Origin of the sequence: Vibrio harveyi NBRC 15634 = ATCC 14126 = KCTC 12724 (assembly GCF_001591145.1) — a bacterium.
Lineage (GTDB): Bacteria > Pseudomonadota > Gammaproteobacteria > Enterobacterales > Vibrionaceae > Vibrio > Vibrio harveyi.
Genome location: NZ_BCUF01000009.1, coordinates 133,072 through 141,841, shown reverse-complemented (window position 1 = coordinate 141,841; position 8,770 = coordinate 133,072). Strand labels below are relative to the sequence as shown.

Annotated in this window: 8 protein-coding genes; 5 read left to right on the top strand and 3 right to left on the bottom strand. The window is 43.1% G+C overall.

What is annotated here, in order from left to right:
• Window positions 1-221: 221 nt before the first annotated feature.
• Both VHA02S_RS07370 and VHA02S_RS07365 read right to left on the bottom strand, forming a co-directional pair.
• Window positions 222-578 (bottom strand): YibL family ribosome-associated protein, encoded by a 357-nt coding sequence (locus VHA02S_RS07370; protein WP_005530256.1) that lies wholly within the window; start codon window positions 576-578, stop codon window positions 222-224.
• Window positions 579-662: 84 nt separating this feature from the next.
• Window positions 663-1,658, bottom strand: a complete 996-nt coding sequence (locus VHA02S_RS07365) for a 2-hydroxyacid dehydrogenase (protein ID WP_017817374.1) — start codon at window positions 1,656-1,658, stop codon at window positions 663-665.
• A gap of 176 nt (window positions 1,659-1,834) precedes the next feature.
• Here VHA02S_RS07365 and VHA02S_RS07360 point away from each other — a divergent pair, with 176 nt between their 5' ends.
• The gene (locus tag VHA02S_RS07360; protein ID WP_005453241.1) at window positions 1,835-2,317 is read left to right on the top strand and encodes a L,D-transpeptidase family protein; all 483 of its coding nucleotides are present in this window, start codon (window positions 1,835-1,837) and stop codon (window positions 2,315-2,317) included.
• Window positions 2,318-2,337: 20 nt separating this feature from the next.
• Here the strand turns inward: VHA02S_RS07360 and VHA02S_RS07355 are convergent, their stop codons facing one another.
• The gene (locus tag VHA02S_RS07355; protein ID WP_038899471.1) at window positions 2,338-3,054 is read right to left on the bottom strand and encodes a glycerophosphodiester phosphodiesterase family protein; all 717 of its coding nucleotides are present in this window, start codon (window positions 3,052-3,054) and stop codon (window positions 2,338-2,340) included.
• 271 nt (window positions 3,055-3,325) lie between these two features.
• Here VHA02S_RS07355 and VHA02S_RS07350 point away from each other — a divergent pair, with 271 nt between their 5' ends.
• The 4 genes from VHA02S_RS07350 to VHA02S_RS07335 all read left to right on the top strand — a co-directional run bounded on the left by VHA02S_RS07350 (window position 3,326) and on the right by VHA02S_RS07335 (window position 8,760).
• The gene (locus VHA02S_RS07350) at window positions 3,326-4,279 is read left to right on the top strand and encodes a lactate/malate family dehydrogenase (protein WP_038899470.1); all 954 of its coding nucleotides are present in this window, start codon (window positions 3,326-3,328) and stop codon (window positions 4,277-4,279) included.
• A 161-nt stretch (window positions 4,280-4,440) separates the two neighbouring features.
• On the top strand, window positions 4,441-5,106 hold the full coding sequence (locus tag VHA02S_RS07345; protein ID WP_005453247.1) for a response regulator transcription factor: 666 nt from the start codon (window positions 4,441-4,443) through the stop codon (window positions 5,104-5,106).
• On the top strand, window positions 5,106-6,479 hold the full coding sequence (locus VHA02S_RS07340) for a sensor histidine kinase (RefSeq protein WP_038899469.1): 1,374 nt from the start codon (window positions 5,106-5,108) through the stop codon (window positions 6,477-6,479). Before VHA02S_RS07345 ends, VHA02S_RS07340 begins: the two co-directional genes overlap by 1 nt.
• A 196-nt stretch (window positions 6,480-6,675) precedes the next feature.
• Entirely contained in the window at window positions 6,676-8,760 is a 2,085-nt protein-coding gene (locus tag VHA02S_RS07335) for a TonB-dependent siderophore receptor (RefSeq protein WP_038899468.1), read from the top strand.
• Window positions 8,761-8,770: the final 10 nt, after the last annotated feature.

Genomic DNA, 8,770 nt, shown 5'->3' with positions numbered 1-8,770 from the left:
TATTAAGAAGCCTCGCTAGAAATAGCGGGGCTTTTGTCGTTTTTAGTATTTGGAAATTAGCTAAAGCTTTGCCACTATGAGAATTTGAAAACGAACAGGTTGCAGTGTCACTCAATATCTATAATGGTGATTTTTCTAAGCTTAACTTTATGAATTTTAGGCACAAAAAAGCCCAAGCTAAGCAGCTTGGGCTTTTTAATATCTGTTGTTTAAAAGAGTGATTAGAACTCTTTCGGAGCAAAACCTGTCATTACGTCTAGGCGCAATTCTTTACCCACTTTTGTTAATGGGTGAACGATAACTAGACCACGAACACGCTTCTTAAGCTTACCAATGTCTGCTTGCTCAGCTTTTGTGATTTCACGAGAAAATGGCATATCAAGCAGGCTCTTACGCTCTTTGTTAAGTTCGTATGTTTGCTTGTGCTTAAGTTGGTTAAGTTTCTTCGTTAGATCGTCAACTTCATTCGTGAACTTAGTAATCATTTCATGATCACCACGAGAACGTGCCGCATCCAGTTTGCGTTGGCAAGTATCTAAACGGTTGTGCAGCTTTTGAATATCGGTTTTTATGCTCATGGTAATTGGACTCAAATTTTTAATGGTCGAGGAGTATAGCATAGCTGAAATTCAACGCTCTACTATACTGCTCGATCTATTGATTTAGTTGATCAGTTCATTACCTGACGCGTTGCCAGCAAAGAAAGCATCCACGTTATTTAAAGTCACTGAGGCAATGTTGTTTAGTGCTTCGTGAGTCAGGAAGGCTTGGTGTCCAGTGAACAACACGTTGTGACACGCGGATAGACGACGGAACACGTCATCAACAATGACGTCGTTTGACTTGTCTTGGAAGAATAGGTCTTTTTCGTTGTCGTAAACATCTAAACCTAGTGCGCCAATTTTGCCTTGTTTCAGTGCTTCAATTGCGGCGACAGAATCAAGCAGTTCACCACGGCTGGTATTAATGATCATCACACCATCTTTCATCTGCGAGAATGCCTTCTCATTCAATAAATGATAGTTCTCTTCGCTCATTGGACAGTGTAGCGAAATGACATCTGCGTTCGCATAGATCTCTTCAAGAGAGCAGTAGCGAGCGCCCATTTCCAATGCTAGAGGGTTTTCATATGGGTCGTAGCAGAGCAGCTCCATGCCTAAACCTTTAAAGATACGCATGGTTGCAATGCCAATCTTGCCTGTACCCACAATGCCAACGGTTTTGCCATGGAAGTTGAAGCCAACCAAGCCTTCCAGGTTGAAGTTTGCATCACGCGTGCGCTGGTAGGCTTTGTGTAAGCGTCGATTTAAACACATCATCATACCGACAGTATGCTCAGCGACAGCTTCTGGGGAATAAGCCGGGACGCGCACTACTTGAAGTCCAAGCTCCTTTGCTGCTTCTAAATCGACTTTGTCGAAGCCTGCGCATCGCATCGCGATTAATCTGGTCCCACCAAGAGAAAGCTGTTTAAGTACTGGTGCGGATAAATCATCATTTACAAACGCACATACGACTTCACAGCCCTGAGCCATTTTTGCGGTTTTTGAAGTTAATCTAAAATCATGGTAGTGAAATTCGAAGTCTCGATGGTTTTTAATTTTATTGAAAGACGCTTCGTCGTAGGATTTCGCACTGAAAAAAGCAATGTTGAGCATAATACCCTCTCTATTTGTGCTGAATTTATAAAGTAATCTCCTTATAAAGTAATCCAAGTTAGTCATAATGAGTAGTGAAATTTGCACATATTAAGTTTGCTTTAGTATTACCTTGTGACTAGCATGGTTGCTCTTTTTTGTGTTCCCTTAGAATGGGTGAGTTAGGCGTTCTGGCGATGTCAGTAAAATGGTTGTCTTTAATCTTGTGTTGTTCTTTTGTTCCTTTTACACAGGCTGCTGTGGACTTGGTCAAAGTAGACAAATCAAAACGCAGAATGTACCTAATGGACAATGGCGAAGTGGTTAAAGAATATCGGATTGCGTTAGGGGCTAATCCGAAAGGGCACAAGCAGGAAGAAGGGGATAACAGGACTCCAGAAGGTGATTACACTCTAGATTATGTGATTAACGATTCTGCTTTCTATCGCTCTGTCCACATCAGTTATCCAGATGTAATTGATCGCTTGGAAGCGCACCGAAGAGGTGTCTCTCCGGGCGGAGAGATCAAGATTCATGGCCTCAAAAATGGCGAGACACAGTCCCCTCAGTTTATCCAGAGCTTTGATTGGACCAATGGGTGTATCGCCATCACCAATGAAGAGATGGATGAGTTTATAAAGCTAGTTAAAATGGGAACGCCAATCACCATTGAGTGGTAATGGAGCGACTAGTTTCAACCCTATTCTTGAGACATAAAGCGGCTTGGATGATCGCTGAAGATGCCATCTAGCGCCGGCAAGTGTTTCAACTTGTTTGGGTTATTCACTGTATAGCACATTACCTTATATCCGGCTTGCTGCAGCTTCTTAATTTGACGGGAACGAACCCAGTTAATATTGAGGTTGCAACTGTATGCGTTGACTTCTTCTAACAGTAGCCCGTCTTTACGGGTAAAGAGCTCACTTAGCACCCCCAATCTGTAGCCTTCACAGTGCTTGTATAGTGCTCTTATCACGTCGTGACTAAAGCTCGACAAAAGGATAAATTCTTTGGTCAATGGTCCTTCAGAAAGGGTTTTAGCGACTATCTTCGCGACATCCTCTGCTGAATGGTGGTCAACTTTAACTTCGATATTAAGATTTAGGTTGTTTTTCGCAGCGAGCCCCAGCAACTCTGACAGCGTCATGATCGATTCATTGCTGAACTCTGTACTGAGCCAACCACCAAAATCTAACGTTTTTAGCTCAGCTAAAGTCATTTGATCAACACGACCTTTGCCGTTGCTGCAGCGGTTTACTGTGTGATCATGACATACCACTAGTACATTGTCTTTGGTGGGTTGTACATCAACTTCAACCCAATCAAGACCCAAATCTATAGCGGCTTGAATACTGACTTTGGTGTTTTCTGGGTACTTGCCTGCCACGCCTCGGTGACCAATCAATAGCGTTGTCATATACGTCTATTCTCAATTAGAAACTGCAAAGAATTGTACTCCTTTTTTGTACCTGCAATAGAGTTTAAATGTATGAAGTGATTAAATGATGGTTATTGATGCATATATAAAGAAGAAATTTCCATCATTTAAACGTCATTAAGTCGAGAAAGGCTAGCTTAGGTAGGTATTCTGGGTAACATAAAGTGATTGGACTTTTATGCTCTTACTGCCCAAGTTTTTAGTGGGAACGCAAAGTGAGGGCATAACTTTTATTATCAGGGAGAGAAGTATGAAAATTGGTGTAATTGGCGCAGGTGCCGTTGGTGTTGGAGTATGTAATTACTTACTGACCATGGGCAGTGTAAGTGAGTTGGTTCTATTGGACCAAAACTTAGAGCGTGCTGAAGGGGAAGTCTTCGATTTCCGTCATACCACTGCACTGACCTTCTCGAAAAACACTCACATCATTCCTACTGACGACTATCTCGATCTTCTCGGCGCTGATATTGTCGTAATCACTGCGGGAGCGCAGATTAAGCAAGGTCAGACGCGAATTGATATTGCAGAAATCAATGCCAAGATAGGTGTTGAGATTGCACGTAAAGTCGAACGAGTAGCTCCAAATGCAACCCTCATTGTTGTATCTAACCCTTGTGATATTGTCGCGCACTTTATTGCAACCAATACAGGCTTTGAGAATAGCAAAGTGATCAGTAGTGGCTGCGTGATCGATACTGCGCGCTTGATGAGCATTGTTGCCAATCGCGTGGATTTGGACCCGAAGAACATCTTTGGTTATGTTCTCGGTGAGCATGGTAGCAATTGTTTTACGCCAAAGAGTTTGATTTCAATTGCAGGACAACCTGCAGATTTCTATTGCGATGCCAATAATGTAGAGCGTATCGATGCAGAAGAATTGCTCGAAGCTGTGAAGCAAGCTGGGTATGAGATTTTCCGTCGTAAACAAAATACCGTTCATGGGATCGCTGCAAGTGTGTTTCGTATTATTCAGGCAATCAAGATCAATGAACGATCAGTTTTGCCTGTAGGGACCATGATGACGGGTCAATATGGTGTTAATGGCGTGGTATTGAGTTTGCCTACTGTTGTTGGCAAGAAAGGTGCAGAGTCAGTACTCACTCATCCATTTACACAAGAAGAGCTAGATACACTTCATTCGATTAGTATCAACTTACGAGGCATCGTTGAAGATGTCGCCAAAGTAACAGGTTTAAAGTGTTGATTTAAGTAATTAAAAAATCAGCATTTCTTGCGATAAAAGCTGACTGAAAAATGGGCTTTTTTTATGTCCAGTTTTCGTACAGAAACCTTAGAATCTATGGTTGTTTAATCTGCAAATGAGTAATAGAATGCGAACCATTTTTATTTGAGTTGGTATTGGTAATGTCCCGAGTTCTTATCGTAGATGACGATGTTCCGTTGTGTGAATTATTGGAGGCGGTGTTACAAGAAGAGGGTTACACCGTTTCATCTGTCCATTGTGGGGAAAGCGCTTTGCAATACATGGAGAAGACGCCGGTTGATCTTGTTCTTCTCGATGTCATGCTACCAAATCTAAATGGTATGCAAGTTGCGCGTCGTATCTGTCAACGTTTCGCGACGCCGATCCTCATGCTAACGGCATTAAATGATGAGAACTCGATGCTAGATGGCTACCAAGCAGGCGCAGATCAGTACATCGGCAAGCCCTTTAATGTACCTGAGTTGTTGATGCGCATTAAAGCAATTCTTCGTCGCGTAGGATTAGAACGTCAAAGACAAGCTATGTGCTGCACAGTACAAAGTATCAGTGATCAGCTGAACAGTTTGCCGCTGACAGGTACTGAAGCAGAGTTACTTTGCTATTTGGTAAAAAACCAAGGCGTTGTGATTTCTAAAGCCGAATTGCAAACCGAGGTTTTGAAGAAAGAGCTAAGTCCGTTTGATCGCAACTTAGACATGCACATCAGTAATATTCGTCGTAAATTGGTGGAAGCGGGATTGTCCAAACAGCACATTAAAACGTTTCGTGGAAAAGGTTATAGCTACCTAGAGGCTGTGACGAATTAATGAAATTTGTGTGCCCATCCTATATAGCCAAGCGTCGAGATAGTCTGGCTTTTAAGCTATTTACTTACATGACGGCGATCGTCATCAGTATCCTTGCTGTACAAGCTGTCGCTGAGCAAGCCTTAGTAAAAGCAATGCTAAAAGTACCAGCGAGCGTAAAAGCAGAAATGTTGGACTTAGCGCATCAAGCCAATGTTTTGATCGAAGACGGAGATATGGATGAGCTTGCGGATTGGGCGAATGCGCAACACTTTTACTTATTCGTGTTAGACGAAAATCAACACCCACTTACCCATCGCTTGATGCACCCTCATTTTGAGTTCAAACTTAAGTTTAAAAGACGTTTAGATGAACAACTAGAAGGCAGAGTTAGTCGCCCAATTTTCAGTATTCCTCTTGTGGGCAACAACAGTTTGGTCATCCAACTGCCTCATCGTTTACACCCAGCTCATGACTTTATTCTCTACTTTTCGATACTGAAAGTTGTGATTGCAGCGGTCATTCTGGCGCTGTTTTCTCTATTAATGGCAAGGAACTTACAGCAACCTTTAGACCGACTTCGTGAGGCGAGTAAGAGGCTATCAAATGGTGATTTTACTGTCAGTGTGGTTGATGAGCTGAAATCAAACACACGAGAATTTAATGAACTGGCGCAAGACTTCGATCATATGACCAAGGAAATCCACTCTTTGGCTGAGAAACAGCGTCGATTAATACGTGATGTTTCACATGAACTTCGTACACCATTGGCGCGACAGAACTTGGTGTTACATCTGTTGCGAAAGCGTGTGGGTGAGAATGAGCAAAGCCTTGTCACTCGCATGGAAGAAGAAGCAAATGAACTTAATCACTTGATTGGTGAGATACTCGAAATCAGCCGTTTGGAGAACGCTCGCTACGATACTGAGATGAAACGTAGCGACTTAGAAGTTCTGCTTGCTCCTCAGGTTGAGCGTTGCAAGATCGACCTAAAAGCTCAACAAACTCTTACTTTTAAATCGGACGCGACAAGGACAAAAGCCCAGTGTGACGACACTTTAGTCGTGCGCTGTTTGAACAACTTGATTGGTAACGCGATCAAGTATGCGGGCGACTCTGCGCAGATTAATGTGTGCTTAACAAATAAATCCACCGATAAGCACCACTACTTAGCTGTGACCATTGCTGATAATGGTCCGGGTATTCCACAGGATAAATTATCCGACATCTTTGACCCATTTACTCGATTGGATGCTTCCAGAGACAAAAAGCTTGGTGGCTATGGTCTTGGGCTCGCAATAGTAAAAGAATCGATGCGAATGATGGGAGGAAAAGCCATCGCCACAAACCGAGTGGATGGTGGGTTGAGTGTAACATTGTTGTTTAGGCAATAGATCGCTCGCGGCTATTCGTGATTTAGATCACGTTCGAACAAAGTATTACTCTCATGCCCTTTACAAAAGTTTACGAATGCAAAGAATGTAAATTTAATGCAAATGGTAATGGTTATCACTTATATTCTCTCGCAAAATAAGTAGAAGGGAATCACATAGCACCTATGTGTAACCCAACATTTTGGAGTGAATGTGCATGTTTTCTAAAAGCCAACTGGCGTTAGTGATTGGGGCGGTGTTAGCAGCACCTGCAGTGGCGGAAGTTCAAAAAGCGGATGAGCACCTTGTTGTTGAAGGTCGCGAGTTTGGTTACAAAGCTGATACCAATACAACAGCAATGCGTATGGAAATGACGCAACTGGAGACCCCAGGACAAGTTGCTGTGATTGATGAAGCGGTTATTGATGAGCAGCGTGCAAGCACGTTAGGTGAAGTGCTAAAAAATGACGCGAGTGTTAGTGCCGGTGGTACGAGTCGTAACCGTGAGCGTTTCTCATTGCGCGGTTTTGAACTTAGCAGTTCTGACGGCTTTTTACGTGATGGTCGTCAGCACTGGTCACACTACCGTCAGCCAATTGAGCTTTTAGAGCGTGTAGAGATACTTAAAGGTCCATCAGGTCTACTTTACGGCAAATCTGAGCCAGGTGGTCTTGTGAACATGGTTTCTAAGAAGCCAACAACAGAAACACAAGTTAGCTTGAGCCAAGATATTGGTTCAAACGATCACTCACGCACTGTTTTAGATGTGAGTGGTGCACTGAATGAAGAAGAGACATTGCGTGCGCGCGCAATTCTTGCAAAAGAGAGTTACGGCTCTTGGCGTAAGTATGGTGATGGCACAGAGCCACAAACTGACCGAGTTGTCGGTGGTCTGGTTGTTGAATACGACATTACCGAAAACGTGATGGTTTCTGCTCATTATGACAGGACTAAAGATGAAGGCAGTGTGGATTCTGGTGCTTACATTGTAGACGGTAAGCCTGTGCTTGGAGACAAGTATATTTGGGATGCGCAATGGTCGAAGATTGATAACGATGTAGAAAACTACGGTATCGATATTAATGCGCAAGTCGCGGATAACGTAAACGTCAAAGCAGGATACAACCGTCAAGATTTCAAGCGTTTTGATGTGGAGTCTTACCCTAAGTTTGATGACTATGAAGAAAAAAATGTGATTAAGCACAAAGGGAATGATCGTTCAGACAATTGGGTGTTTGATACTGCGTATGTAGACGTTACGACTGACTTCTCTTTGCTTGATACTGATAACACACTTTTAATTGGTGCAAACTACCTAGATTACAGTTATGACCGCTTTATGGCATTCCACCAAGAGTCTAGTGTCAAGCCGGGTCAAACGGTGCCAAAGCCAGGGTATCGTAGCTCGAAAAAATGGCCGACTAGCGAGCATGATACATGGGGTATCTACGCGCAAAATATGATGACAATTAACGATTACTGGCAGGTACTTGCAGGTGTTCGCTACGATGAAAAGCGCAGCGATACATTAACTGAGAGCCAAGTATCACCAAAGCTAGGCGTTATCTTTCATCCTGCGAGTAATGGTTCAATCTATGTTCAGTACTCTGAAAGCTTCATGCCACAAGGTGCTGTGGCTGACTCTGACTTTACCAATGATGGAGAAGAACTAGAGGCTGAGCGTGGTATTTCTTATGAAGTGGGTACTAAGTGGGAACTGTTTGATGAGCGTTTATTCTTAACCGGTGCGCTGTTTGACATCACATTAGAAAATGTACGATTAGATATCGTCGATCCTAACGACTCAAAAAAACAGATTGCTACTCAAGATGGTGAGCAAGTGCACCGAGGCGCTGAAATCTTAGCGCAAGGGTTTGTTACAGATAAGCTTTCGTTAACTGCTTCTGCAATGTACCTAGATGCAGAGATTACAGAAAGTGCAAAACTAAAAGGCAATCGCCCAGCTGATGTGCCTGAGCTTTCTGCAAGCGTCTGGTCTAGCTACAAGGTCCAAGACAATACGAATGTAAACTTGGGCGTGATTTATGAGGGTGAGCGCTACGGTGACGCAGCGAACACGTTTAAGAAAGATGGGTATGCGCGTGTTGATATGGGCGTGGCGTACACACACAAGTATGATGAGAACTTAGATATTGTGGCCCGATTCAATGTTGAAAACGTGTTTGATACTGACTACCTAGCAGGTGGCGGTAGTACGAACCCGGACAACTATGATGGTGCAACAAATGTAGTGATAGGCGAAGGTCGAAACTACATGGCAACAATTCAGTTCAAGTACTGATAACAATATG

Coding starts and splice junctions, on each gene's coding strand:
- VHA02S_RS07370 (WP_005530256.1), bottom strand. CDS start 578: ATGAGCATAAAAACCGATATTCAAAAGCTGCACAACCGTTTAGATACT.
- VHA02S_RS07365 (WP_017817374.1), bottom strand. CDS start 1,658: ATGCTCAACATTGCTTTTTTCAGTGCGAAATCCTACGACGAAGCGTCT.
- VHA02S_RS07360 (WP_005453241.1), top strand. CDS start 1,835: ATGTCAGTAAAATGGTTGTCTTTAATCTTGTGTTGTTCTTTTGTTCCT.
- VHA02S_RS07355 (WP_038899471.1), bottom strand. CDS start 3,054: ATGACAACGCTATTGATTGGTCACCGAGGCGTGGCAGGCAAGTACCCA.
- VHA02S_RS07350 (WP_038899470.1), top strand. CDS start 3,326: ATGAAAATTGGTGTAATTGGCGCAGGTGCCGTTGGTGTTGGAGTATGT.
- VHA02S_RS07345 (WP_005453247.1), top strand. CDS start 4,441: ATGTCCCGAGTTCTTATCGTAGATGACGATGTTCCGTTGTGTGAATTA.
- VHA02S_RS07340 (WP_038899469.1), top strand. CDS start 5,106: ATGAAATTTGTGTGCCCATCCTATATAGCCAAGCGTCGAGATAGTCTG.
- VHA02S_RS07335 (WP_038899468.1), top strand. CDS start 6,676: ATGTTTTCTAAAAGCCAACTGGCGTTAGTGATTGGGGCGGTGTTAGCA.